Origin of the sequence: Glycomyces endophyticus (genome assembly GCF_039531525.1) — a bacterium.
Classification (GTDB): Bacteria; Actinomycetota; Actinomycetes; order Mycobacteriales; family Micromonosporaceae; genus Glycomyces; species Glycomyces endophyticus.
On sequence record NZ_BAAAQF010000005.1, the window covers coordinates 626,785 to 652,522 of the forward strand.

The window sequence follows — 25,738 nt, forward strand, 5'->3', positions numbered from 1 at the left end:
GGAGACCCGGCCGAACGCACACAATGCAATCGAGCACTCACTTTGAGTGATACCGTGCCGGTGGTCGTGCCCGCCGCGGGAGCGGGCACAGTGGCCGGTCCATCGAGCACGGAGGTCTGCATGCGGTCGTTCGGACGTAAGACGGCGGCCGCGGCGATCGCACTGTGCCTGGGCCTGCTCACCCTCATCGCCCCGGCCTCGCCCGCGCTGGCGCAGCAGCAGCCGGGGGACCTGTCCATCACCAAGACCGCCTCGGCCGAGACCGTCCAGCCCGGAGAGACGTTCACGTACACGATCGTCGTCGGCTGCACCTCGTTCGGACCCGGCTGCGTCGACGCCACCATCACCGACGTCATCCCCGCCGAGTTCATCGTGCAGGGCACCCCGCAGGTCAGCGGCGCCTCCGCGACCGCCTCGGCGGACGGCCAGACCGTCACCGTGAACTTCGACCAGGCGTTCGGCGACGGCACCCAGGGCCTGCCGTCCGCGACCACCGCGACCGTCCAGATCCAGGTCAGGGTCGACCCCGACCTGCCGCACTCCGCCGACGGCATCCCCGTCACCAACACCGCCGCCATCGACGCCGACAACGCCGACGAGGTCACCGACACCGCCGACGTCACCCCGCAGGTCCCGCTCGACCTCGCCGTCGACGCCGCCAAGTCCTTCGACCCCGACCAGGCCGTGGCCCGCCCCGGCGCCGCCACCACCGCGACCGTCACCGCGACCGACGCCTCCAACGGCGACCTCGACTCCCTCACCCTCACCGACCCGACCGACCCGGCCGCCAGCCCCAACCCGTTCGACTACCTCGCCTTCACCGGCTTCGGCGACGTGACGTTCCCCGACGGCGCCGACCAGGTCCAGGTCGACGTCTGGGTCGACGGCGCCTGGGTCACCGGCACGCCCGGACCCGACGCGGTCCTGCCCGACGGCGTCGACCCCGACGACGTGCGCGGCGTGCGCCTCACCTTCACGAACGCGAACGGCGACCCGATCCCCGCGGGCGGCACCGCCGGCGTCGAGCTCAACCTCGTGCAGCGCGACAACGTGTCCGACCTCGACGTCCAGACCGTCGTGAACAACACCGTCACCGCCGAGTCCGCCGCCGAGGGCGAGACCGCCACCGGCGACGCGGACGCCGACTACACGATCACCCCCGCCCAGGTCGCCGCCGGAGCGGGCAAGACCTTCGACCCCGACCCGGTCGCCGCCGGCGACCCGTCCACCGTGACGCTCACCGGCACCAACGCCGGCACCCCCGTCGACACCATGACGATCACCGAACCCGACCCCTCCACCGCGAACCCGTTCGAGAACGGCCTCACCTTCACCGGCTTCACCGACGGCGTCGCCTGGCCCTCAGGCGCCACCGGCGCCTCCATCACGTACACCTACGACGACGGCACCACCGAGACCCTGGAGGCCACCGACCCCGACACCCTGCCCGCGCCCTCGGACGGCAAGACGGTCACCGGCTTCACCGTCGTGTTCACCGGCGACATCATCGCCGGGGCCCAGGCGACCCTCCCGTTCACCGTGGACACCGACCCCGACCAGACCGACGACGAGGTCGTCCACGACAACCAGGTCCTCGTCGAGGTCGCCGACGGCGACGACACCGGCTCGGCCACCGCCTCCGACACGCTCACCACCCTCGCCGCCCGCCTCGCCGTCGACGTCGGCAAGCGCATCAGCCCGGCCGAGATCAACTCGGTCCCCGGCGAGAAGGTCATCGTCCAGCTGCCCGCGCAGATCGAGCCGTTCCCCGCCTCCACCACCGACGCCACCCACCTGGTCGTCCAGGACCCGGCCACGGTCCCGCCGAACCCGGACCCCGACCCGTTCTGGAACAGCTTCGACGCCACCGCGATCACCCAGACCGCGGTCCCCGCGGGCGCCACCCTCACCATCTCCTACTGGGACGGCACCCAGTGGGTCGTCCTGCCCGGCGCCGAGGCCATCCAGGGCGCCACCGTCGTCAACCTCCCGATCCCGGCCGACCTCCAAGGCGACATCCAGGGCCTGAAGTTCGACTACTCCGACCCCGACGGCTTCCCGCCCGGCACCTCGGTCTCCCCGAACTTCCAAGCGGGCCTGCGCGACCAGCTGCGCGACGGCTCAGGCCCGGCCGCCGGCTCCGACGACCCCGTCACCGACTGCGCCTCCTCCTCGGCCTCCACCGCGGACGTCAGCGCCGACAGCGACCCCGCCTGCGCGACCGTCGACCTCGTCCCGGTCACCCCCGGCGAGGGCGACCTGATCGACAAGACGTTCCTCGAACCGACCCCCGGCGCGGGAAAGACGATCACCGCCCGCTCCGGCGACGAGATCGACGCCGAACTCCACTGGTCCACCGGCGGCTACTCCGGCCTCGACGAGGTCGTCCTCGCCGACGTCGCCGACCCCGAGACCACCGCCGTCGGCGACTCGTTCTTCAACGCCTTCGACCTCGTCGCGATCGACGCGATCAGCGCCGCCGACGACCCGTGGCTCACCTACGACGCGGTCGACCGCGTCGAGCTGTGGAACGGCACCGCCTGGGTCCGGGCCGCGAACGACCCCTGCCCCGGCGCCTGCGACGGCACCTTCCCCGGGTACACGCTCACCGCCGACGAGCAGGCCTCGACCACCAGCGTGCGCCTCGTCTACGTCGAGAGCCCCACCCGCGCCGACCGCATCGGCACCGACCCGACCCTCCCGCAGGTCGGCGACGGCGTGTCCCGCTCCAGCGGCAACGACCGCACCGTGCGCCTGACCTTCCGCATCCGCGACGAGGTCCGCGACCCGCAGACCGACCCCGACCCGGTTCTCGGCTCCCGCGAGTACAACGTCGCCGGCTCGCCCGGCCTGGTCCACGACACCGCCCGCGCCACCGGCTCCACCGGCGGGACCCAGGTCGTCACCGACACCGGCGCCGACGACGTCCTCATCATCGACGTCCCGCTCAACGTCGGCGTCACCAAGGACTGGACCGGCGGCCCGCTCGGCATCCCGCCGACCGGCACCGACCCCGCCGACTACCCGTCGGGCCGCGTGTCGATCACCGCCGTCAACCGCACCGCCGCGATGGTCGACGAACTCACGATCACCGACCCGCTGAACCACGACCCGTTCGACGTCTTCGACCTCAAGCAGATCGTCGGCATCACGATCCCCGACGGCGCGACCTCCTCCACCGTGACGCTCGCACTCGCCGACGGCACCACCGCGACCTACACCGTCGACGAGGCCCTGGCGCTCGGCGAAGGCGACCTCGCCGACGTCGTCGGCATCACGGTCGCCCACGACGGCCGCATCGCGGCCGGCGCGACCGCCGGCCTCGTCATGGACCTGCGCCTGCGCGCCACGCACCGCGACGGCGGCGCCGCCGTCACCTCGGCCGACTCGCCCGTCGCCAACGACGTGCGGGCCAAGGTCGCCGACCTCGGCGGCACCGACGAGGACGCGCCGACCGCCGACGCGAACGCCTCGATCCGGCTCACCGACATCGACCTCACCGTCACCGCCGGGAAGTCCTTCGACCCCGCCGCGATCGTCGAGCCCTCGAACGGGCCGGTCACCATGTCGATCACCGGCCAGCCCGGCGGCACCACCCGCACGAACCTGATGACGCTCACCGACGACGAGCCGCTGCTGTGGAACCAGTACGACTTCTCCGGCTTCGGCGCCTTCGCGTTCACCGCGCCCATCGACCGCGTCCAGGTCGACGCCTTCACCGGCGGGACCTTCACCGACACCGGCTCCGGCGTCGCCGTCACCGGCGGCTCCTGGACCGCCGGCGAGCCCGGCACCGCGCTCGCGCTGCCCGACGGCGTCGCCGCCGCCGACGTCCAGGGCCTGCGGTTCACCTTCACCCGCGCCGACGGCGCGATCTGGGAGAACCCCGCGACGCCGCTCCAGGCCGTCCCGGTCGAACTCCTGCGCCGCGACGAACTGCGCACCGGCGGCCCGGTCCTGACCGACCTGACCGGCAACGACCCCGCACCCGGCGAGACCGACGCGGGCGTCGCCACCAACAACCTCGACGTCCTCGCCCAGGGCGCGGTCGAGGTGAACGGCCAGCCCGTCACCGCGACCGACACCGCCCAGGCCACGGTCCTCTACCGGCACGCGGTCAACGCCGTCGAGGTCGTCAAGCTCGCCGACGGCGCCGTCGACGGCGGCCTCAAAGCCCCCTCGGCGACGATCCCGTACACGCTCCAGATCACCAACACCGGCGACCGGGCCATCGTGGACCCCGTCGTCACCGACGTCATGCCGACCGACGCCACCGGGGCCCAGCTCGTCTGGGACCCCGCCGTCCATCCCGGCGGCGACGGCGCGTACGCCTACGCGCTCGACGGCGCCGCACCCGAACCGCCGAGCGGGCCCGCCCTGCCGACCGACCCCGCCGAGGTCACGACCGACGTCACCGGCGACGTCGAGCAGATCGTCTTCACCTTCCCGGCCGGCTCGGTCCTGGAGGTCGGCCAGACCTACACGATCACGGTGCAGCTGACGGTCCGTCCCGGGGTCGCCTCGGGGACGGTCGTGGCGAACACCGTCGGCGTCACCGGCGACCGGCCCTGGGACGAGTGCGAGGACACCCTCGACCCCGCGACCGGCCAGTGCCGGGCGAGCGCCTCGATCACGGTCTCGTCGGCCGCGTCGATGCGCTCGGTGAAGACCGTCAGGGCCGAGGACGACGAGCTCGGCAACCGCACCTCGGACGGCTCGGACCCGGCGGGCTGCGCGCCCGACGCGGCCGGGTTCTACAAGGAGCCGTGCATCCCGATCCTCAAGCCCGGCGGCGACCACTGGTGGCGCTTCGAGGGCACCAACACGGGCAACCTCAGCCTGAACCACGTCGTCGGGTTCGACGAGCTGCCGCAGCCCGGCGACACCGGCGCGATCAACCAGAACCAGCGCGGCTCCCAGTGGCGGCCGCTGTTCGAGGGCACGGCGCGGCTGACCACGGCCGTGCCGCCCGGCACTGTGCTGCTCCTGTCCTGGACCGACGAGATCGTGCGGTGCGGGCGCACCGTCAACTGCCCCGACCAGTCGTGGACGCCGTTCCCCCAGCACGGCGGGCCCGCGTTCACCGACGAGATCCTCGACAGCATCGTGGCGCTCCGCTACGAGGCGTTCTTCCCCGAGGGGAACCTGTTCGACCCGCTGGAGACGATCGGGTTCGAGTTCCGCATGACCGCGCCGGCCGACTCGCCCGCGGAGGGCCCCGACACGATCGCCTGGAACTCGGCCTCGGTCGGCGGCCAGGCGGTCTCCGGGCCCGCCGAGGCGACGGTGGACCTGCCGCTCACCGAGGGCGAGCGCGTCGGCGTCGCCCTCGCGACCGGGCACCTGTCGATCAGGAAGGAGGTCGCCGGCGACGGCGCGGCGTACGCGCCCGACACCTTCATCCTGAACCTCAAGTGCCGGTCGGCGATCGGGACCCGCGTCGAGGCCGATGTGGACCTCGGCGACGACGCGGTCCAGACCGTCACCGCGGGCGAGACCGTCACCGTCACCGACCTCCCGTACGGGGCCGAGTGCACCGTCACCGAGGACGACGCGAACGGCGCCTCCTCGTTCACGGCCACGACCGTGACGGTGACCCGCGAGGACGAGGACCCGCTCACGATCGTCGCGGTCAACACCTACGACCTCGCCGCTCTCGCCGTGGAGAAGCGGGTCGACTCTGCGGCCGTCGACCAGGACGGGAATCCGATCTATTACGGGCCCTTCACTGTCCAGGTCGACTGCACCTTCCTGGGGCAGCCGGTCTACGCCGACGGCTACGGCCCCGACGACCCGATGACCGCCGAGCTGAGCGACGGCGAGCGCGTCGAGTTCACGGGCCTGCCCGCGGGCGCCGAGTGCACGGTCACCGAGACCGACGACAAGGGCGCCGCCGACGTCACCGTCACCGCGACCGGCGACGGCGGCGACCCGGTGGTCGTCGACGACGACACCGCCGACATCGTCCTGGCGAACGACGGCGACGACTCGACGACGAACACCGCGACCCTCGCGAACACGTACACGACCGGGTCGCTCAAGCTCGTCAAGCACGTGTTCGGGACCGGCACCGGTCCGGTCACGCCCGGGCCGTTCACGATCGAGGTCACCTGCACGCTCGACGACGAGTCCGGCACCCGGACCGTCTACGAGGGATCGGTCGTCCTCGGCGGCACGCAGCCGATGGAGGCCGTGATCGACGGGATCGCGACCGGCGCGACCTGCACGGCCGTGGAGACCGGCAAGGGCGGTGCCACACTTGCGGTGATCCTGCCCCGGCAGGTCACCGTCGGCGACGGCACCACCGTCGCGTTCCACGCGATCAACGTCCTGACCTCCGGCTCCCTGCGGATTGTCAAGGAGGTCACCGGCGACGGCGCCGACCTGTACGGCGCCGGCCCCTTCGAGGTCACCCTCGACTGCGTCTTCGACACCGGTCAGAACGGCACCGTCCCGGTGACGATCCCGGGCGGTCCGACCCGCGAGTTCGGGCCGGACGAGCCCGCCGTCTACGAAGGACTGCCGACCGGTTCGGTCTGCACCGCGACCGAGACGCTGACCGGCGGCGCGAGCGAGGTGACCGTCTCCGACGCGTCGGCGACCATCCCGTTCCGCGACGAGGCCGAGCTGACCGTGACCAACCGGTTCGACACCGGCGGGCTCACCGTCCTCAAGCGCCTCGGCGGCGAGGGCGCCGGCGACCACGGGGACGACGAGTTCACGTTCGCGCTCACCTGCACCCGGAACGTCGACGGCGACTGGGTCGCGTTCGACATCCCGGGCGGGGCCGAGCGGACCGTGACCGGTGACGGGACCGCGTCCTACACGGACCTGCCCGCAGGGGCGCGCTGCGTGCTCGCCGAACCCGGGGACGGCGGCGCCGAGCGGACCGAGTTCGCGGTGAACGGCGCGGACGGCCGCGAGCTCACCGTCGCGGCCTGCGACGAGGACGCGTGCGACGAGGCGACCGTCCTGAACACCTGGAGCGGCCCGACCCTGACGGCCACCGGCCCCGACCTGCGGTACGCCGCGGGCGCGCTGCTGGTACTCCTGGTCGGCGGGGCCGTCATGCTCCTGGGCTCGCGCCGGAGGAGCTGAACCGCGGCACCGAGGGGCCGGGTCGATCACGCCTATCGACCCGGTCCCTCGGCCCGCCACCGCGTTTCCGGGGCCGTTCAGGCCGGGCGGACCCGCACGGCGAGGACGGCCATGTCGTCGGTGACTCGGTAGCCCTGCTCGCGCACGTCGGCGAAGAGGAAGTCGACCACGGCGGCCGGGCCGGGGAACGCCTCGCCGGCGGCGAGCCGCTCGCGGAGGCGCTCCACCAGCGGGTACTCGCGCCCGGTGCGGTCGCGCGCCTCGATGAGGCCGTCGGTGTACGCGACGACCACGTCGCCGGGTTCGAGCGACCGCCCCACGGCGAGCGTCTGGAGGTGCTCCTCGCCGAGGAGGCCGAGCGGGGGCGCGGGCCGGACCGGGATCGGCTCGACCTCGGCGCCGCGCAGCAGGAGCGGGGCGTGGTGGCCGAAGCTGCGGAGCTCGACGAAGCCGCCGTCGGCGGGGAAGGCCATGAGCAGGGCGGTCGCGAACTCCTCGGTGAAGCCGCCGCTGCCGTCGTTGCGCAGCCGCATGCGCCGCTCCAGGCGCACCCCGAGCCCGTGCAGGTCGAAGTCGTCGAGGGCGCCCTCGCGGAAGGACCCGAGCATCGCCGCGGTGGTCGCGACGGCCTTCAGGCCGTGCCCGGAGACGTCGCCGATGACGGCCCGCACGCCCCACGGCGTGTCGATGAGGTCGAAGAAGTCGCCGCCCAGCGGGCTCTCGGCGTCCGCCCCCTGCGATCGGACGGCGCAGTCGAGGCCGCCGACGCGGCGGGGGAGTCGCGGAAGGAGGGCCTGCTGCGCGACCTGCGAGACCATGTCGACACTGAGGAGCCGCGCGAGGACGCGGTCGCGCAGGAACGCGATCAGGACGCTGGCCGCGCCGATGAGGACCACGGTGACGAGCTCGGATTGGAGGTGCTCGGGGGCGCCGGGGTTCATCGTGATCCGCAGCAGGATGCACGAGGCGACCGCCGTGAGTGCGACGGCCGCGGTGGTGCGCGGGCCGTTCACCAGGGCCGCGAGGGGCGGCATGGCCGCGATGACGGCCCACAGGTGGACGTCGAGGACCACGAGGTCCAGCGGGACCATGACCAGCACGAGGATGATCGGGAGCGCGCGCAGCCACCCGAGCTCCGCGGTCCTGCGGAGCGCGAGCATCTGCGGCAGGCGTTCCACGGCCCGGTCCGATCAGTCCCGGCCGGGCACGGTGGAGCACCCGTCCCTGATCCCGGCGCCCGGGGCGGCGAACGACCGCGCCGACGGCGCGGTCGCGAATGCACGCGGTCCCATGGCCCCTCCCTCCGACGTGCCGCTGCTGTCGATATTGCACGTCGGAGGGGGCGCGCGGGGCTATCTCGGCTGATTCGCGCCGTCGTCACGCGGCGGTGGGCCGCCGGTGGATCACGAGCGTCCAGGCGAGGCTCCCGAAGGCCGTGAGCACCGCCAGGGCCCGCACGGTGTTCCACGCGGTCCAGCGCGCCTCGTCCAGCAGGGCCCGGGCCGCCGCGAAGTCGGCGTCGCCGCCGAACTCGGTGACGGACCGCAGCTGCTGGTTGAGCGGCTCGTTGACGCCCATGGTGATCACCACGGACACCAGGTAGGCCGCGAGCGCGACCGACAGCCAGACCAGCGCGGCGCGCTGCCCGGAGCGCAGGTGGAGGACCAGGGCGAGCGCGATGAGCAGGAGCGAGCCGGTGAACTCCACGCCCAGGAACAGCGGGTTCATGATGGCCGCGTCGAGCGCCTGGAACGCCGTCACGAAGGTGCGGTCGTCGACGCCGCCCAGACCGGGCATGACGGTGTTCGACCAGTCGGTGTAGACGCCCGCCGTCAGGCCGGTCGTCATGGTTGCGAGGAGCAGGACCCCGGTGCGCAGGGGGCGGCGGGCCGGGCGGGGGGTGCGCGGTGCGTTCGTCATGTTCCCATCAAAGCCCCCGCCGGTGCGGTCTTCCATGGCTCGCAGGCGCGACTGCATGCGCATTCGTCTACCGCCGCCGGTCTGCCGTTCCTGGGGAGTGCGCTAGAGCAGCAGCGGCATGAGGACGAGCTGGGCGGCGATGAGGAGGTCGACGACGGCGCACCACTCGGCGCCGGTCCGGGCCACGCCGGCGTCGGCGCGGTGGTGGGCGACGTCCCAGACGCCGTGGGCGAACCAGCCCGCGGCGACGGCGTAGAGGGCGGCCAGGCCCGTGCCTCCGGTTCAGGTCCCGTCCGTGTCGAACGGGGCGGCGGCGAACCCCTCCAAGTCGGCGTAGGCGACGATGTTGCGGGAGCGCAGGATCACCAGCGCCCTGCGGCGGACCCGCCGCAGCAGGTCGAGTTCCTCCGGCGTGAGCGACGCGGCGTCCACGGCCGGGGGCTTCTCGGTGGACCTGCGCCTCGCGTGGACGACCAGCGCGCCGGCCGTCACCGCCAGCAGCAGCGCGAACGGCAGGGCCACGGCCCAGTTCGGGGCCGCCTCCCAGTCGCGGGCGAGCGCCGACGCGAGCGACGCCGCCGCGGCCACCGCCACCATCACCGTGATGCCGACCAGCGTGCGGTCCCACTGCCGGTACGGCGTCAGCAGCCAGGGGATGAGCATGCTCAGCACCGTGTAGCAGGAGAGGATCGCGCCGACCCACGCCACCGGCAGGAGCGCTTCGCCGTCCGCGCCGCCGGCGAGCATGACGAACCCCGTGCCCACCGCTGCGATCAGGCCGACGACGCGCAGGCCGAACCCGGTCGCGGCCGCCGCGCGGCCCGCCGCCGTGCGCCGGTGCCAGCGCCGTGCGAGGGCCAGTTCGATGTGCGCGTAGTCGAGCACGACCCGGTTGAGCGCGTGGAGGTCGAACGGCTCGAAGTTGTCGTGGATCGTGGCCCACTCGTTGGGCTGGATCGCGGCGGCCTTGGGCATCAGACGTCCTCATTCTCTCGGGTGGCGGCACGGGCGTCCGTCGCGGCGCAGTCGCGCCGTCCGGCGCTCCAGCACCCGCACCTCCTGCTCGCGCAGCGGACCGCCGCGGTCGCACCGCCGAGCAGTCTATGAAACCCGTGCAAGAGCGGCATTCGGGCAGTGACTCGATCGGTGGCAGTCCGACCGGAAGCGGCTCAGCGCCTTCGGTACCGCCTTGCGCCGCAGCGGATTCGTGTGCGTCCACGCTTCGCAGCGCCGTATCGGGGTACGCCGACAGGAGAGAGCCCCCGATGAGAGGACGGTGCCCCGTGGCCACTCCCGAGTCCGAACTGCCGGCGTGGAACGAGGCGCAGGAGAACGCCGTGACCCACGCCTCCGCCGCCGCCAACGAGCAGGACCCGGCGGCGCGTGATCTCCACGTGCAGCTCGCGGAGGTGTGGGCGACGATCGCCCTCTCCCGGGCCACTGCGGAACAGGCCGACCGGATCGCCCGCGCCCTCGACGACCTCACCGGCACGATCAACGACCTCCCCTCGCGGATGCCGCGCTGACCGACCGCGCCGGGCCCCGCAGTGACGTCCCGGAAGGCCGGCGCGGGAACCGGCACGGCCGGTGCGGCCGGCGGCTAGAGTCCGTCCCGAAAGGGGTGGGCCGTGGACGAGTCGACCGACGCGGAGATCGCCGCCGGGTTCCGGCCGGTGCTGGCGCTGGTGGAGGAGTGCGAGCGGCTCGGCGACGTGCTGGACCGCCTGCAGGACGCGACCGATCCGGCCGCGGTGCGGGAGCGGGACGCGGCCGGGGAGCGGTTCGCGTTCCTCAACGAGGAGATCTGCCGCGCTACCGCCAAGGCGCTCAAGGGGATCGGGCTCTGGCACGGCGCGGCGATGATCGACGCCGGCCTCGCGATCCCGCACGAGGTCTGGGAGGACCTGGTCGAGCAGTACCCGCCGTACCCGCCGGTCGTCCCCAGCCTCGAACTCCGGCCGCGCCGGACCTGGAGGGCCCGGCGAAACCGGTAGCGCCGCCTGAGTAGGCGGACGCGCGAGAACGCACGCGGAACAGGTCTCGACGGACGCTCCTCTGCGGGCCCATAATGGACGGTATGCGAAAACCCCCTCCGTGCACGCACGCGACTCCCTCTCGGCCCTCGTTCTCGCGCAGGAGCGCGACATGAGCCGACGCTTCCGGAAACTTCCACTGCGGCCCGCGGGCCGCACCGCCACGTGGATCGCCGCCGCGGCCCTCACCGCGGTGCTCATGCCGGTCCCCGCGGCGCACGCCCAGAGCAGCTGCGCCCCGGAGGAGGGGCAGTGCCTCGCCTCCCTCGACTACGACGGCGACGGCTTCCAGGATCTCCTGGCGATCCGAAAGTCAGACGGGTCCCTGGTGTTCTACGGGGGCAAGGGCGACGGGACCTACAAGTGGGGCGTCTCGCGCGGCGGCGGATGGGGCGGCATGGACATCGTCATGGCCGGCGACCTCACCGGCGACGAGCAGCCCGACCTACTCGCCCGCGACAACAAGACCGGGTACCTGTACACCTACCCCGGCGACGGCGAGGGGGACTTCGGGTCCCGCATCACCGTCGGGCACGGCTGGAACGACATCAGCACGTTCACCGCGGGCAGCGACTTCAACAACGACGACAAGATCGACATCTGGGCCGTCAGCAAATCGACCTGGTCGCTCTACCTCTACCCGGGCCAGGGGAACGGGAAGTTCGGCGAGGCCTACTACTGGGACCCGACCGCCGCCTGGAACACCGTCAACTCGCTGGTCACCTTCGGCACCGTCGACCCGAATTCCTGGGTGGCCCTGCTGGCCGTGGACGGGCCGTGGGGCTCATACCCCGCGTTCAACACGGGCGAGGACTTCTTCAAGTTCGAGCCCGAGTGGCACTTGGGCTTCTGGCCCTACGCGACCGGCAACCCGTACCGCCAGGTGACCGCGATCGGCGACGCCGACGGCGACGGCGTCGACGACCTGGCCGGGATCGACTCGCGCACCAACGCGCTCATGCTCAACTCCTTCAGGACCACGGGCGGGGCGCTGCACGCGCCGGAGCTCATCGCGCCCGACTGGGGAGGGAACCGGCTGCCCTCGGTCGTCGTCGACCGCACCTACGACGCCAACGCCAACGGCTACGCGGACGTCGTGGCCCGCAAGTCCGCCACCGGGGAAGTGCACCTCTACCAGACCAACGGCAGGGGCTTCTGGCTCAGCGAGCGCCCCCTGCTCGGCGTCTTCCCGGAGATGGACCTGATCGAGAAGGCGGGGGACCTGAGCGGCGACGGCATCGCCGACCTCCTCACCCGGGAGAGCGCCACCGGGGCACTGTACCTCCATCCGAGCGCCGGCTACGACGAGCTTGGCGACAGGGTGCAGATCGGCTCCGGCTGGAACTCGATGAGCACCGTCGTCTCCGGTCAGGACTACAACGTCGACGGGAAGGTCGACGTGGTCGCACGCGAACGGTCCACCGGCGACCTGTGGCTCTACCCGGGCGACGGGAACGGCGGCCTCGGTTCGCGCGTGAAGATCGGCACCGGCTGGAACACGCTGCGGGAGATCACCGCCGCCGGCGACCTCGACCACGACGGCCTCGCCGACCTCCTCGCCGTCCACCGCACCGACGGCTGCCTGTACTTCTACGGCGGCAAGGGCACCGGCGGCGTCAAGAACGCCGTGCGCGTCGGCTGCGGCTGGGGCGACTCGGACGCCCTCGCCGCGGTCGGGGACATGAGCCTCGACGGCCACGCCGACTTCGTCGCCCGCGGGATGTCGGACGGCCTCATGCGGCTGTACACCGGCAACGGCGCAGGCGGCTTCACCCACCCGCCCGTCGTCCTCTCCCACGGCTGGAACGGCATGAACCTCATCGCCTAGCGCGGGGCCGCCCTGCCCTCGGACCATCGAGGGCAGGGCGGCCCCGCACGGGCTCACCCGTCGGTCTGCTCGTCGGTGAACACCTCCTCGACGGCCAGGCCGAACAGCCTGGCGAGGCGGAACGCCACGGGCAGGCTCGGGTCGAACCTCCCCGTCTCGATCGCGTTGACCGACTGCCGCGAGACGCCGATGCGCTTCGCCAGGTCGGCCTGCGTCCATCCGCGCTCGGCCCGCAGCGCCGCGATGCGGTTCCTCATCGGAACCTGATCCAGCCGACGGCGACCGCCGCGACGTAGACGGCCCCCAGCAGCACGGGGAAGAGGGCGAGGTTCACCTCGCCGGTGACGAGGCCGGCGGCGTCCGCCGCGGCCCAGGCGAAGCCGGCCACCCAGCCCGCCCCGAGCGTGACCGCCAGGGCGTCCTGCATGATCTTGCGCCACAGGTCGTCGAGCGCCCGCAGGAAGCGCGCGAACGCGACGACCCAGGCGACGCCGACCAGCACGTTGACGCCGATCGCGACCCAGCTCGCCGCGGGCGACGCCTGCGCGTCCCACCACCGCTCGGGCCCGAACCTCGCCGCGGCGAGTGAGGCCGCCCAGGCCAGCGTCCACAGCATGAGCTGCGCGGCCCTCCGGTTCGAGACCCGGTACCGCGCTGTCGTCTCGGGGGTGTCCACGAATTCCTCCTCGCGTCGATGAGTCAAGTAAACTTGACTTCCGCCGTCGATGTCAAGCACACTTGACTCGCGGGTTCGGCTTAAGCGGCCCGTCTCACGGGTGCGGTGGTGCCGCGCTCGATCAGGGCCACCTCCAAGGTGACGGCCGTTTCGGGGCGCGGGCGGCCGGCGAGCCGGTCGAGGAGGAGCCGGACGGCGACGGCGGACTTGGCGCGGAGGTCCTGGGCGACGGTCGTGAGCTTCGGGGTGACGAAGGAGGCGATGTCGGCGTCGTCGTAGCCGACGATTGAGACGTCGCCGGGGACCGTCTTCCCTGCGGCCGCAAGGCCTTCCATGATGCCGACGGCGAGCGCGTCGGCGGTGGCGACGATCGCGGTGACCTCGGGGAGCGACGCGGCGATCCGCAGGCCCGCGTCGCGGCCGGCGGTGCGGGTGGTGTCGGCGACGCAGTGCAGTCGCTCGTCCCAGACGGCGCCGACGTCGGCGAACGCCTGCCGGAAGCCCTCGTAGCGCTGGCGCACGACGCCCGTGGCCGAGAACGCGGGCCCGGCGAAGGCGATGCGGCGGTGGCCGAGGTCGAGGAGGCGGCGGGCGGCGAGGCGGCCGCCGGCGTGGTCGTCGGAGCGGACGGCGAGGGCGAGGGGGTTGTCGCTGTAGGCGTCCATCGCGACCAGCGCGACGTCGCCGACGTGGCGGCGCCGCAGCCGGTCGATGTCGGCGTCGTGGAAGCCGAGGAGCACCGCCCCGTCGAGGTTCCACGACCGCAGCGCCTCGGTGACCTCCGCCGGACGGGCGATGCCGCGGAGCATCAGGTGGTAGTCGTGCCTGCGAAGGGCGCGTTCGAGGGTGCCGACGACGCCGGCGGTGTGGGGGCTGAGGGTGAGGCTGTCCTTGTCGGCGGCCGGCACGAGCAGGCCGACGATGCGCGACGAGCGCGCGGCGAGGCTGCGGGCCGAGGCGCTGGGGACGTAGCCGTGGCGCTCGACGATCCGCAGGATGCGGTCGCGGGTGTCGGTGGAGACGCGCGCCTGGACCCCGTTGATCACGTTCGAGACGGTCGCGGGGCTGACCCCGGCCTCCGAGGCGATGTCCTTCAACGTGGGCGGCAAGGCGGGCTCCCTTCGGGGCGGATCGGTGCGGCGCGGGCGGAGCCCGCCTCGAATCGCGACATTGACAAGTGTGACATCCACGGATACGCTCAGCGCAAAGGTTTAGCGCTTAACCTATATTCACCTGCATTTATACCGTCGATACATCATCGAATAGCGTGATCTCCGTCGATGGACCGTGCCCGAACGACGGCGACGTCCCGCTCCGGACCGTCGCCGCCGGACGCCCCGGTCCGGGCATCGGCCGTGCCCTCCGGCAGGCCGGGCCCGCCGACATCGACACCACGGGCCGCGACGACGCGGCCGCCAGAAAGGACGACGCCGATGCATCGCATCAGACACCTGCTCGCCGTGCTCCTCGCACTGCCGCTCCTCCTCGCCCTCCCCGCCGCACCGGCCCACGCCGCGCCGACGGTGATCGAGGCCGAGGCCGCCGCCTTGGCCGGCGGCGCCCGCGTCGAGACCGAGCACGCCGGGTACACCGGCTCCGGCTACGTCGGCGGCCTCACCGACGCCAACAAGGGCAGCGCCCGGGTGACCTTCGGCCTCACCGCCTCCCAAGGGGGCGGCCACGACGTCCAGGTCCGCTACGCCAACGGCACCGGGTCCTCCATGACGCTGTCGCTGTACGTCAACGGCGTCAAGACCCGGCAGGTCGCGCTGCCGCCGACCGGCGGCTGGGCGACGTGGGGGACGGCCGCAGCGACCGCCGACCTCGCCGCCGGCGCCAACACGCTCGCACTGCGCTTCGACGCCGCCGACTCCGGCAACGTCAACCTCGACCGGATCACCGTCGCCGCGCCCGCGGCCCCCGGCGGCGCCACCGCGGTGCCCGGCACCGCCGAGGCCGAGGCCGCCGCCCTGTCCGGCGGCGCCCGCGTCGAGACCGAGCACGCCGGGTACTCCGGCTCCGGCTACGTCGGCGGCCTCACCGACGCCAACAAGGGCGCCGCCGCCGTCGCGTTCGCGTTCACCGCGGCCGCCGCCGGGGCCCACGAGGCCGAGCTGCGCTACGCCAACGGCACCGGCGCCGCGATGACCCTGTCGCTGTACGTCAACGGCGCCAAGGCGACCCAGCTCGCGCTCCCGGCCACCGGGGGATGGGCGTCCTGGGGCACGGTCGACGCCGCCGTGAACCTGGCCGCGGGCCGCAACGACGTCGTGGTCCGCTTCGACGCGGCCGACTCCGGCAACGTCAACCTCGACCGCCTCGCCGTATCGGTCGCCGACGGCGGCGGTCCGGGCGAGGCCGACGGCGGCGAGGGCGCCGACCTCCCGTACACCGAGTACGAAGCCGAGGACGCGGCCACGAACGCGTCCGTGCTCGGCCCCGACCGCACCTACCGCACCGTGCCCTCCGAGGCCTCGGGCCGCGAGGCCGTGCGCCTCGACCGGACCGGCGAGTACGTCGAGTTCACCCTCGCCGAGGCCGCCGACGCCCTCGTCGTGCGCTACTCGATCCCCGACTCCGCGAACGGCGCCGGCCTCACCGCGCCGCTCGCCGTCTACGCGAACGGGCAGAAGCGCGCCGACCTCGAACTGACCAGCGCCTACAGCTGGGTCTACGGCGCCTACCCGTTCTCGAACAACCCCGCCGACGGCCTCGCGCACCGGTTCTTCGACGAGTCCCGCATCGAGATCGGCGGCCTCGCGGCCGGGACCGTGCTCCGGCTCCAGAAGGACACCGCGGCGACCGCGTACATCGACGTCGACCTGGTCGACGCCGAGGAGGTCCCCGACCCCATCGCGGCGCCCGCCGGGTACGTCGACATCACCGACCACGGCGCCGTGTCCGGCGACGCCGGCGACGACACCGCCGCGATCCGGGCGGCGGTCAGCGCCGCGGGCAGCGGCGGCGGCGTGTGGATCCCCCAGGGCCGCTTCATCATCAGCTCGCGAGTCCAGGTCTCCGGCACCGACGTGCGCGGCGCCGGCCCCTGGCACTCGGTCCTGGAGGGCCTGAACGGGCGCGGCGGCATCGAGCCCACCGGCGGCCAGGTCACCCTGGCGGACTTCATGTTCGACGGCGACGTCCGCTACCGCGACCCCGACGCCCAGATCACCACCGACACCGCGATCGAAGGCGTCTTCGGGCCCGGCTCCCGGGTCTCGAACGTGTGGATCGAGCACGCCAAGGTCGGCCTGTGGATCCACAACGGCACCGACGGGCTCACCGTCACCGGCGTGCGCGTGCGCAACACGTTCGCCGACGGCATCCACCTCAACGGCGGCACCCGCAACACCGTGGTCGAGCAGAGCCACGTCCGCGGCACCGGGGACGACGCGCTCGCCATGTGGTCCAACGGCACCGCCGTGTCCGACTCGGCGTTCCGCGACAACACGGTCCAGACCCCGAACCTCGCCAACGGCATCGCCATCTACGGCGGCAGCGGCAACAGCGCCACCGGGAACCGCATCGCCGACACCGTCACCGCCTCGGCCGGCATCGCGGTGAGCACCCGGTTCAGTCCCGTCCCGTTCAGCGGCGAGACGCTCGTCGAGGGCAACACCCTCGTGCGAGCGGGCGGCCTCGAACCGAACTGGGACAGCCGGTTCGGCGCGCTGTGGATCTACGCCGACACCTCCGACATCACGGCGCCGGTCACGGTGCGCGACCTGGTCATCGAGGACAGCACCTACGCCGGCGTCCTCATGAGCTGGCAGCGGACGATCCAGAACGTCACCTTCGAGGACGTTGTGATCGACGGCGCCGGCACCTACGGCATCGAGATCCAGGCGACCGGCTCCGCTTCGTTCGCCTACACGACCGTCACCGGCGCCGCCTCCGGCGGCCTCAGCGCCTCCAGCGGCTTCACGGTCGACCGGGGCCCCGGCAACTCGGGGTTCTGATCTGACGGCCGGACGCGCGCGATCCGCGCGTCCGGCCGCCTCCGCCCGGCGCCGGACGGGGCGGCAGAGGGTGCGCACAGGCGCCGCCGACCCCTGCCCGCTCCACATACGACACACCGCGATCGGATGAATCCCGCCTCCGCGCCCCGCGGCTCCGTTATGGTGCTGCCGTGAATGATGTGGTAATCCTGAAGAGCGAGAACGGGTCCTACGCGGGAGCGCAGGGCGGCGAGTTCTCCGCGGGTGTGTCCCGGGAGTCGGCGGGGTCGGAGCGACTGTGCCTGCACCGCGTGTTCATCGCGGCGCACACCGAGACGCACGCCCATATGCACGACGGCCACGAGTCGGCGATCTACGTGCTCGCCGGCCGCCACCAGATCCGCTACGGCGACCGGCTCCAGCACCTGGCCGACCTCGAACCGGGCGACATGGTGTACATCCCGGCCGGCATGCTGCACCAGCCCGTCGTCGGCGACGAGGACGTCACCGCCCTCGTCGCCCGGACCGACCCGGCCGAGCAGGAGTCGCTGCGCCTGCACGAGCACGAACCGGTCGGGGCCGTGCGCTAGCGTCCGCGCATCCGAGACGGGCAGGGCCGCCGCCGAACGGCGGCGGCCCTGCCCCGGCATCCGCGCACACGCCCGAACCGGCGCCTTGCGCAAGCGGTTACAGTGCTCGCATGGCGATGACGGCTCAAGACGTGGTGGACCTCGTCGACGCGCACCTCGGCGTGCCCCGGCGCGAGACGACGGTGGACGAGTACCTCGCCGGCGGCCCGGACCAGGAGGTCCACGGCGTCGCGTTCACCATGATGGCGACGCTCGACGTGCTCCAGCGCGCGGTCGCGCAAGGGCTCGACCTCGTGATCACCCATGAGCCCCTCTACTTCCACCACCGCGAGGAGTGGAACGCGACGCTCGCGGCCGAGGCCGACCCCGTCCACGGCGCGAAGTCGGCGTTCATCGCCCGGCACCGGCTCGTTGTGCGCCGCCTCCACGACGCGGTCCACGACACCAGCCCCGACCGGATCGTCGACGGCGCCGCACACGCTCTGGGCTGGACCGGCTTCGAACGCGCCGGCCTGCCGACGGTCTTCGACATCCCGGCCACCACCCTCGGCGCGCTCGCCGAGCACGCGGCGCGGGCGCTCGGCGCCGCCGCCCTCCGCTACATCGGCGACCCCGACCTCCCCGTCACCGCCGCCGGCGTCCAGCCCGGCTTCTGGGGCTTCGAGAAGAACCGCGCCGTCCTCGCCCGCCCCGACGTCGACGTGCTCCTTATCGGAGAGTCGAACGAGTGGGAGACCGCCGCCTACGCCGCCGACGCCGCCAGCGCGGGCCTCGCCAAGGGGCTCATCGTCATCGGGCACGTGCCCTCGGAGCAGGAGGGCATGTCGGCGACGGCCGACCGCCTCGCGGCGCTCCTGCCCGGACTCCCCGTCGCCTTCGTCCCCACCGAGGACCCGTTCCGCCTGCTCTGACCCGCCGGGGCCGCGGCCGCCCGCCTCGGGTGCGGCGCCGGGCCGCCGCGGGCGCTCGTATGATGCCGCGATGGAGATCATCGACATCGAGCCCGGCGACGCACGGCTCATCGAGGAGCTGCTGCCCGTCCTCCGAGAGCTCCGCCCGAACCTGAGCGCCGAGGACTTCGCCGCCGTCTACGACGAAGGGCATCCGCAGGGGCTGCGCTTCACCGCGGCGTACGCGGAGGGCCGCTGCGTCGGGGTGACGGGCTGGCGCACCGTGGCGAACACCAACCGGCTCCGGATGCTGTACGTCGACGACCTCGTCACGGCCTCCGCCGCCCGCTCGACCGGGGTCGGCCGCGCCCTCCTGGGGTACCTCGAAGCGCGGGCGCGCGAACTCGGCTGCAACGCACTGCATCTCGACTCCGGCACCCATCGGCGCGACGCCCACCGCTTCTACATGCGGGAGCGGATGACCATCATGGCCTTCCACTTCAGCAAGGACCTCGACTGACTCCGCTCGGAGGTGGTCACCTGGCCGACCAGCCGTCGGAGTCGCTCACGTCCCGCTCCGGCGGTGTCGGCGTGACCGTCGGGTCCTCATAGGGCGTCGACAGCACGATGTGGGTGCGCATGTCGCCGTGCTGGCCGAGCTTCTCGACGAACCCCTCGAAGTGCGCCAGCGACGTGGCGCGGACCTTCAGCATCGAGCAGTGCTCGCCGCTGAGCTTGTGGACCTCGGTGACCTCGGGGTACTCGTCGGCGGCCGAGGTCTTGAGCAGGCACCTGCCGAACTTGCAGCGCAGCTGGATGAACGCCAGGATCGGCTGGCCCGCCTTGGCCGGGTCGACCCGCGCGGCGTACCCCGCGATGGCCCCCGACTCCTCCAGCCGCCGCACCCGCTCGCCCACGGCCGGCGCCGAGAGGTGGACGCGGCGGCTCAGCTCCTTAAAGGAGAGGCGGGCGTCGGCCTGGAGCTCCGCGAGGATGCTCCAGTCCACATCGTCGAGTTCGGGCGACCGCCAAGTGCTCACGGCAATGTCCTTTCGTTCGCAAAGCCGATAAGACGCAGACCGGTTCGAAAGCCATTCGAATTGGCCGGCGACCCTTCTAGCCTCGCCTGATGAGATCCAACCGTACTGCGGCCCTTCCCGAAGCGTCCGGCCGCGCGCTTCTCCGAAGCCCCGCGATCCGGGTCCTGCGGGCCTCCTGCGTCGCCGGCGGCTTCGCCCAGTCCCTGACCGGCACCGCCGGCGTGCTGCTCGCCGTCGAGGTGACCGGCTCCGAATCGGCCGCGGGCCTGCCGCAGACGGTGCTCGTGGCCGGCTCGGCCGTCGCCGCAACGGCCGCCTCGCGCCTGTCGGTGCCCTTCGGACGCCGGCGGACCCTCGCCGCCGGCGCGGCGGTCGCGGCGGCGGGCTCGACCGCCGTCGCCGCGGCGGCCCTGACCTCCTCGCTCGCGCTCGTCCTCATCGGCTGCGCACTGCTCGGCGCCGGCACCGGCACGGTCATGCTCGGCCGCTACGCCGCCGCCGAACTGGTGCCCGAGGCCCTCCGCCCCAAGGCGATGGCCTCGATTCTGGCCGCGACCACCATCGGCGCGGTCGCCGGACCGAACCTCCTCGCCCCCGCGAGCCTGGCCGCCGCAGGAGCCGACCTGCCCGGACTGGCCGGCCCGTTCCTGTTCGGGGCGCTGGCGTTCGCGATCACCATCGCCATGCTGCTCGCGGGACGGCTGCCCGACGCCCCGCCGGCCCCTCCCGCACCCTCTGCGGCGACGGTGCCCGCCCGCTTCGGCCCGGCCGCACCGGGACTCGCCGTCCTCGCCCTGTCCAACCTGGTCATGGTCGGCGTGTCGACGATGGCCCCGGTGCACCTCGGCCACCACGGCGGCGGTCTGGGAACGGTCGGGCTGGTCGTCAGCGCCCACGTCGCCGCCATGTTCGCCCCCTCGGTGCTCAGCGCGCACCTGGTCCAGCGCCTGGGCGCGGCCCGGACCGCGGCGCTGGCCGGCGTCGTGATGAGCGCCGCGTGCGTCGTCCCCGCGACCGGCACCTCCTCGCTCTGGGCGCTCGGGGCCGCCATGGTGGTCCTGGGGGCCGGCTGGAACCTCGGGCTGGTCTCCGGCAGCGCGATGCTGACGGCGTCGCTGCCGCGGGAGGTGCGCGTCAAGCGCGAAGGCATGGGGGAGGCGGGCATGGGAGCGGCCGCGGCGGCCGCCGGGCTGGCGTGCGGTCCGCTGGCGGCGTTCGGCGGCTACGTCGTGCTCGCCATGGCCGGAGCGGTCGTCGCGGCCCTGATCCCGTCGGTGGCGTGGTCGCGGAAGGCGACCGGACCGGCGATGCCGCCCGCTGCCCGCGAGGAGACGCTCGTCGGCGCCGAATGACGGCCCGGTCCGCACGCCGCGGTGCCGCATCTCGGCCTGCAGCAGATGCAGATCAAGCCCCAGGAGCGGCGGCCGGGCGCTGGAAGGCGCGGTAGACGCCGGTGCGCAGTTCGACCTCCCAGACGTCGGCGTCCGGCATGCCCGAGCGGCGCGCCACCGCGATCTCGGCGTCGCGGTCGTAGGGCACCCGAACGAACTGGATCGAGAACGGCGCCGGCCGGGCCGCGTCGGGCACGCCTTCGAGGATCACGTAGCTCGGGGTCGGGTCGGCCAGGCAGTTGCCGACGCTGCCGACGTTGAACAGCGTGCGGCCCTGGCGGTCCGCCTCGAGGTACGGGTCGTGGATGTCGCCGTAGCCGACGACGTCGGGGACGGGGCCGCCGCCTGTGGCCTCGGTGTTCGCGAACATCCCCGCGAACTCGGCCTCGTCGTGGTCGGCGAAGACCCGGTGGTACACGCTCTTCGCCGAGGCGTGGAAGACCCGGATCCGCCTGCCGCTCATGAGGAGGTCGTGCGAGTGCGGCAGGTCCCGCAGCCACGTGCGCTGCTCCTCCGGCAGCTCGTCACGCCACCAGGCGCCGCGCGGGAACCCGGCCATCTGCGCCGGGTTCGTCAGCGACGCCTCCCAGTTCCCCTGGACGTGCACCTCGCACCACTCGCGCGAGCGCGCCACGCACGCCGAGCCCCGCGGGCCCTTCCCGACCGTGTCACCGAGGTTGAAGATCCGGGAGATCCCGCGGGACTCGATGTCCGCGAGGACCGCCTCGAACGCGGTGAGGTTGCCGTGGACGTCGGACAGCAGCGCGATCCGCTGCAGCGAGGAGGACACGCGCCCGAGTCTTCCACGGCCCCGCATCGGCGCCGCCGGTCACCCGTCGCGGTGGGGGATCTCGGCCGGGTCGTGGTAGACGGGCAGGCCCAGGCGGCGGGCCGTGGCGACGTCCTGGTCGGCTCCCGTCGACTCGCCCGGCAGGCGCAGCACGGCGTCGCAGTGCTGGAGGAGGCGGTCGGCGGTCGGGTACAGGACCTGGTCGGCGAGCGGGTCGGTGGGACCGGCGCCGGCCGAGCGGAGGACGGGGAGTGCGATCCACTCGCCGATCGCGGGGAGGTGGCCGGCCTCGAAGACCGGCCACGCGGCGGCTTCGAGTCGGGCGAGGTTGGCGGCCATCGCCTCCGGGTCGCCGCCGGTGCCGGAGCGGTAGGGGCCGGCGATGAGGATGAGCATCGGTCTGTCGTTCATGCCCCCTACAATACACGCAGAAACGTGCATCAACTTGAAGGAACGTGCATGCTGGCTGCTGAACGGCGCGAGCACCTGCTCCGCCTCCTCGACGACGAGGGCAAGATCATCGCCAAGAGCGTCGCCGCCGACCTCGGCATCTCCGAGGACAGCGTGCGCCGCGACCTGCGCGACCTCGCCGCGGAGGGCCTGTGCCAACGCGTCTACGGTGGCGCGCTCCCGGTCTCGCCCGCCACGGCCGACTACGCCGCGCGGCAGGCCGTCGCCCCTGACGGCAAGCGGAAGGTCGCCGCGGCCGCGGTCGAACTGGTGCGGCCCGGCAGCGCGCTGATCCTCGACGGCGGCACCACCGCCCTCGCCGTCGCCCGCGCGCTGCCCCGCGACCTCGCCTGCACCGTCATCACCCACAGCCCGACCATCGCCGCCGCGCTGCTCGACCACCCGAAGGCCGAGATCTTCCAGCTCGGCGGCCGCATCTTCAAGCACTCGGCGGTCGCCTGCGGCGCCGCCGCGGTCGAGGCCGCGCAGCAGGTCTCCGCCGACCTGTGCCTGATCGGCGTCACCGGCGTCCACCCCGAGGCGGGGCTGACCACCGGCGACGCCGAGGAGGCCGCGATGAAGCGCGCGCTCGCCGCGCGCGCGGCCGAGACCTACGTCCTCGCCTCCTCCGAGAAGATCGGCACCGCCTCGCGCTACCGCGTCCTGGACTGGGGCCAGGTCGCCGGGCTCGTCACCGATGCCGACCCCCGCGACCCGGTCGTCAAGCGGCTCAAGGCACTCGGCCTGGACCTCCTGGCCGCCGAGTGACGCCACGCGGGAGATTCCCGCCGCCCGCCCGCACTGCCGAATCACATCGATGCATCTGAGTTCATCGGTTTCCAAACCCGTGTTCCAGGAGGTCCGCGGTAGTAGCATGTGCAGATGGGATCCGGTGCGGAACACGGGGAGAGCGAACTCCACGGCGCCCTCCGCGCGGCCCTCGGCGACGTAACAGTGCTCGCGGAGCCGGCGGCGATGGAACCGTACCGGCGCGATCGGGCGCTCGACCCGGACGCCGGAGTGCCGCTCGCCGTGGTGCTGCCCGAGTCCACTGCGGACGTCCAGGCGGTCATGCGGTGGGCCTCCGCGCACGGGGTCCCGGTGACCCCGCGCGGGTCCGGGACCGGCCTCTCCGGCGGCGCCACCGCCGTCGAGGGCGGGATCGTGCTCGGCACCGAGCGGATGCGCGCGATCCGGATCGACGTCGACACCAGGATGGCGGTCGTACAGCCGGGCCTGCTCAACGCCGAGGTCAAGGCCGCGGCCGCCGCGCACGGGCTCTGGTACCCGCCGGACCCGGCGTCGTTCGAGATCTGCTCGATCGGCGGGAACGCGGCGACCAACGCGGGCGGGCTGTGCTGCGTCAAGTACGGCGTCACCGCCGACTACGTCCTCGGCGCCGAAGTGGTCCTGGCCGACGGCCGCGCGGTCGCGCTGGGCGGGCCGCGGCTCAAGGACGTCGCGGGCCTGTCGATGCTCGCGCTCTTCGTCGGCAGCGAGGGGACCCTCGGCGTCATCACCGAGCTGACCCTCCGCCTCCTGCCCGCTCCGCCCCCCGCGCGGACCGTCGTCGCCTGGTTCGGCAGCACCGAGCGGGCCGCGGGCGCGGTCGTCGCGATCGCCTCGCGCGTGCGCCCGTCGATGCTCGAGTACATGGACCGCCTCTCGGTCAACGCGGTCGAGGACGTGCTCGGCATGGGCCTGCGCCGCGACGCCGCCGCACTCGTCGTCGCCCGCTCCGACGACCAGCACCCCGACGGCGCCGAGATCGCGGCCATGCTCCGCGCCTTCGCCGACCACGGCGCGCTGGAGGCCTTCGAGGCGGAACCGGCCGCGGGGGAGCGGTTCGCGCAGGCGCGGCGCATGGCGATCCCCGCCGTCGAGCGCCTCGGCCCGCTGCTCATGGAGGACGTGGGCGTGCCCCTCCCGATGCTGGCCGACCTCATCACCGGCGTCGAGGCCATCGCCGCCGCCCGCGGGGTCGCGATCGCGTTCATCGCGCACGCCGGGGACGGCAACACCCATCCGCTCATCGTGGACGACCCCGGCGACCCCGGCCACGCCGCGCGCGCCCGCCTCGCGTACGGCGAGGTCATGGAGCTCGCGATTCGGTTGGGCGGCACCATCACCGGTGAGCACGGCGTGGGCCGGCTCAAGCGCCCCTGGCTCGTCGACCAGATCGGCGAGGACCTGCTCGGGATCTCGCGCCGCGTCAAGCGCGCCCTCGACCCCGACGGCATCCTCAACCCCGGGGTCATCTTCGAAGCCGACGACGGCCCGGCGTGACCCTCAGTAGGTCGCGCGCCCGCCGCTGATGTCGTAGACCGCGCCGGTCGAGAAGCTGACCCGCTCCGACGCGAGCCACGCCACCAGCTCGGCGACCTCCTCGGCCCGCCCGACCCGCTGCATCGGGATCAGGCTCGTGATGCGGGCCAGCACGTCAGGAGCCGTCGCGTCGTTCATCGGCGTGGCGATCACCGCGGGGGCGACGGCATTGACCAGCACGCCGGTCAGGGCCAGCTCCTTGCCCGCCGACTTGGTCAGGGCGATCACCGCAGCCTTCGACGCGGAGTACGGCGCCAGGCCCGGATTGCCGTCCTTCCCCGCGATGCTGGCGAGGTTCACGACCCGCCCCCAGCCGCGCTCGACCATCCCGGGGACGAACGCGCGCATGGCACCGACCACGCCGAGCACGTTCACGTCCAGGACCCGCCGCCAGTCCGCCGGGGTCGAATCCAGCAGCGGCGCACTGCGGCCGATGACCCCGGCCGAGTTCACGAGGACGTCGACCGGCCCCGTCTCCGCCGCCGCGGCCGCGAGCGCCGCCTCGTCGGTCACGTCCAGCCGCAGGTCGGCCCCTTCGGCGAGGTCGATCGTCACGACCTCCAGGCCGTCCCGGCGCAGCCGGGCCGCGCTCGCGGCGCCGAGCCCGCTCGCGCCCCCGGTGACGACCGCGACCCTCGATGCGCCCATGCTCTCCTCCTGCGGTCGGCCGCGAGCGGAGCGCGGGAACCGGCCCGCGCCGCCGGACCGGCGGCGCGATCGGCTGTCGCGCTCCAGTCATATTTATCGATATACTAACCTTCATCGATTC

At 73.2% G+C, this 25,738-nt stretch carries 22 protein-coding genes; 11 read left to right on the forward strand and 11 right to left on the reverse strand.

The window, feature by feature from the left end:
* The first annotated feature begins 120 nt into the window (after window positions 1-120).
* Window positions 121-7,098: a DUF5979 domain-containing protein gene (locus ABD419_RS09625; protein WP_344485060.1), complete on the forward strand. Its 6,978-nt coding sequence runs from the start codon at window positions 121-123 to the stop codon at window positions 7,096-7,098.
* 77 nt (window positions 7,099-7,175) lie between these two features.
* On the opposite strand, the gene ABD419_RS09630 is transcribed toward ABD419_RS09625, so the two are convergent.
* From ABD419_RS09630 to ABD419_RS09645, 4 genes are all read right to left on the reverse strand, one after another.
* Entirely contained in the window at window positions 7,176-8,276 is a 1,101-nt protein-coding gene (locus ABD419_RS09630) for a PP2C family protein-serine/threonine phosphatase (RefSeq protein ID WP_344485063.1), read from the reverse strand.
* Window positions 8,277-8,475: 199 nt separating this feature from the next.
* Window positions 8,476-9,018: an anthrone oxygenase family protein gene (locus ABD419_RS09635; RefSeq protein WP_344485066.1), complete on the reverse strand. Its 543-nt coding sequence runs from the start codon at window positions 9,016-9,018 to the stop codon at window positions 8,476-8,478.
* Between the two features lie 102 nt (window positions 9,019-9,120).
* On the reverse strand, window positions 9,121-9,285 hold the full coding sequence (locus ABD419_RS09640) for a hypothetical protein (protein WP_344485358.1): 165 nt from the start codon (window positions 9,283-9,285) through the stop codon (window positions 9,121-9,123).
* Between the two features lie 15 nt (window positions 9,286-9,300).
* The gene (locus ABD419_RS09645; RefSeq protein ID WP_344485069.1) at window positions 9,301-9,993 is read right to left on the reverse strand and encodes a hypothetical protein; all 693 of its coding nucleotides are present in this window, start codon (window positions 9,991-9,993) and stop codon (window positions 9,301-9,303) included.
* A 308-nt stretch (window positions 9,994-10,301) separates the two neighbouring features.
* Between ABD419_RS09645 and ABD419_RS09650 the strand changes: the two genes are divergently transcribed.
* From ABD419_RS09650 to ABD419_RS09660, 3 genes are all read left to right on the forward strand, one after another.
* The gene (locus ABD419_RS09650) at window positions 10,302-10,544 is read left to right on the forward strand and encodes a hypothetical protein (protein WP_344485072.1); all 243 of its coding nucleotides are present in this window, start codon (window positions 10,302-10,304) and stop codon (window positions 10,542-10,544) included.
* Between the two features lie 102 nt (window positions 10,545-10,646).
* Complete coding sequence (locus ABD419_RS09655; protein ID WP_344485075.1) at window positions 10,647-11,012, forward strand: hypothetical protein; 366 nt, start codon at window positions 10,647-10,649, stop codon at window positions 11,010-11,012.
* A 151-nt stretch (window positions 11,013-11,163) separates the two neighbouring features.
* Window positions 11,164-12,879, forward strand: a complete 1,716-nt coding sequence (locus ABD419_RS09660) for an FG-GAP repeat domain-containing protein (RefSeq protein ID WP_344485078.1) — start codon at window positions 11,164-11,166, stop codon at window positions 12,877-12,879.
* Window positions 12,880-12,932: 53 nt separating this feature from the next.
* Here ABD419_RS09660 and ABD419_RS09665 read toward each other — a convergent pair whose 3' ends face one another.
* From ABD419_RS09665 to ABD419_RS09675, 3 genes are all read right to left on the reverse strand, one after another.
* On the reverse strand, window positions 12,933-13,136 hold the full coding sequence (locus ABD419_RS09665) for a helix-turn-helix transcriptional regulator (RefSeq protein ID WP_344485081.1): 204 nt from the start codon (window positions 13,134-13,136) through the stop codon (window positions 12,933-12,935).
* Window positions 13,133-13,555 (reverse strand): hypothetical protein, encoded by a 423-nt coding sequence (locus tag ABD419_RS09670; RefSeq protein ID WP_344485084.1) that lies wholly within the window; start codon window positions 13,553-13,555, stop codon window positions 13,133-13,135. The genes ABD419_RS09665 and ABD419_RS09670 overlap by 4 nt, the downstream gene beginning before the upstream one ends.
* An 80-nt stretch (window positions 13,556-13,635) precedes the next feature.
* Window positions 13,636-14,664 carry a LacI family DNA-binding transcriptional regulator gene (locus tag ABD419_RS09675; protein WP_344485087.1) on the reverse strand — a complete coding sequence of 343 codons (1,029 nt, stop codon included), beginning with the start codon at window positions 14,662-14,664 and terminating at the stop codon, window positions 13,636-13,638.
* A 324-nt stretch (window positions 14,665-14,988) separates the two neighbouring features.
* On the opposite strand from ABD419_RS09675, the gene ABD419_RS09680 reads away from it, so the two are divergent.
* The 4 genes from ABD419_RS09680 (at window position 14,989) to ABD419_RS09695 (ending at window position 19,493) form a co-directional block, all read left to right on the forward strand.
* Window positions 14,989-17,514: a carbohydrate-binding protein gene (locus ABD419_RS09680; protein WP_344485090.1), complete on the forward strand. Its 2,526-nt coding sequence runs from the start codon at window positions 14,989-14,991 to the stop codon at window positions 17,512-17,514.
* 170 nt (window positions 17,515-17,684) lie between these two features.
* The gene (locus ABD419_RS09685) at window positions 17,685-18,083 is read left to right on the forward strand and encodes a cupin domain-containing protein (RefSeq protein ID WP_344485093.1); all 399 of its coding nucleotides are present in this window, start codon (window positions 17,685-17,687) and stop codon (window positions 18,081-18,083) included.
* A gap of 110 nt (window positions 18,084-18,193) precedes the next feature.
* Window positions 18,194-18,994, forward strand: coding sequence for a Nif3-like dinuclear metal center hexameric protein (locus tag ABD419_RS09690; RefSeq protein ID WP_344485096.1), 801 nt, complete (start codon window positions 18,194-18,196; stop codon window positions 18,992-18,994).
* A 70-nt stretch (window positions 18,995-19,064) separates the two neighbouring features.
* Entirely contained in the window at window positions 19,065-19,493 is a 429-nt protein-coding gene (locus ABD419_RS09695) for a GNAT family N-acetyltransferase (RefSeq protein WP_344485099.1), read from the forward strand.
* Between the two features lie 16 nt (window positions 19,494-19,509).
* On the opposite strand, the gene ABD419_RS09700 is transcribed toward ABD419_RS09695, so the two are convergent.
* Window positions 19,510-20,019 (reverse strand): Lrp/AsnC family transcriptional regulator, encoded by a 510-nt coding sequence (locus ABD419_RS09700; protein WP_344485361.1) that lies wholly within the window; start codon window positions 20,017-20,019, stop codon window positions 19,510-19,512.
* A gap of 83 nt (window positions 20,020-20,102) precedes the next feature.
* Between ABD419_RS09700 and ABD419_RS09705 the strand changes: the two genes are divergently transcribed.
* Complete coding sequence (locus ABD419_RS09705; RefSeq protein WP_344485101.1) at window positions 20,103-21,365, forward strand: MFS transporter; 1,263 nt, start codon at window positions 20,103-20,105, stop codon at window positions 21,363-21,365.
* Between the two features lie 52 nt (window positions 21,366-21,417).
* Here ABD419_RS09705 and ABD419_RS09710 read toward each other — a convergent pair whose 3' ends face one another.
* Window positions 21,418-22,194, reverse strand: a complete 777-nt coding sequence (locus tag ABD419_RS09710) for a metallophosphoesterase family protein (protein ID WP_344485103.1) — start codon at window positions 22,192-22,194, stop codon at window positions 21,418-21,420.
* 39 nt (window positions 22,195-22,233) lie between these two features.
* Window positions 22,234-22,605 carry a DUF4406 domain-containing protein gene (locus ABD419_RS09715; protein WP_344485106.1) on the reverse strand — a complete coding sequence of 124 codons (372 nt, stop codon included), beginning with the start codon at window positions 22,603-22,605 and terminating at the stop codon, window positions 22,234-22,236.
* Window positions 22,606-22,653: 48 nt separating this feature from the next.
* On the opposite strand from ABD419_RS09715, the gene ABD419_RS09720 reads away from it, so the two are divergent.
* Window positions 22,654-23,412 (forward strand): DeoR/GlpR family DNA-binding transcription regulator, encoded by a 759-nt coding sequence (locus ABD419_RS09720; RefSeq protein ID WP_344485109.1) that lies wholly within the window; start codon window positions 22,654-22,656, stop codon window positions 23,410-23,412.
* Between the two features lie 114 nt (window positions 23,413-23,526).
* Window positions 23,527-24,930, forward strand: coding sequence for an FAD-binding oxidoreductase (locus ABD419_RS09725; protein ID WP_344485112.1), 1,404 nt, complete (start codon window positions 23,527-23,529; stop codon window positions 24,928-24,930).
* A 3-nt stretch (window positions 24,931-24,933) separates the two neighbouring features.
* Here the strand turns inward: ABD419_RS09725 and ABD419_RS09730 are convergent, their stop codons facing one another.
* On the reverse strand, window positions 24,934-25,617 hold the full coding sequence (locus ABD419_RS09730) for an SDR family NAD(P)-dependent oxidoreductase (protein ID WP_344485115.1): 684 nt from the start codon (window positions 25,615-25,617) through the stop codon (window positions 24,934-24,936).
* Between the last annotated feature and the right edge of the window lie 121 nt (window positions 25,618-25,738).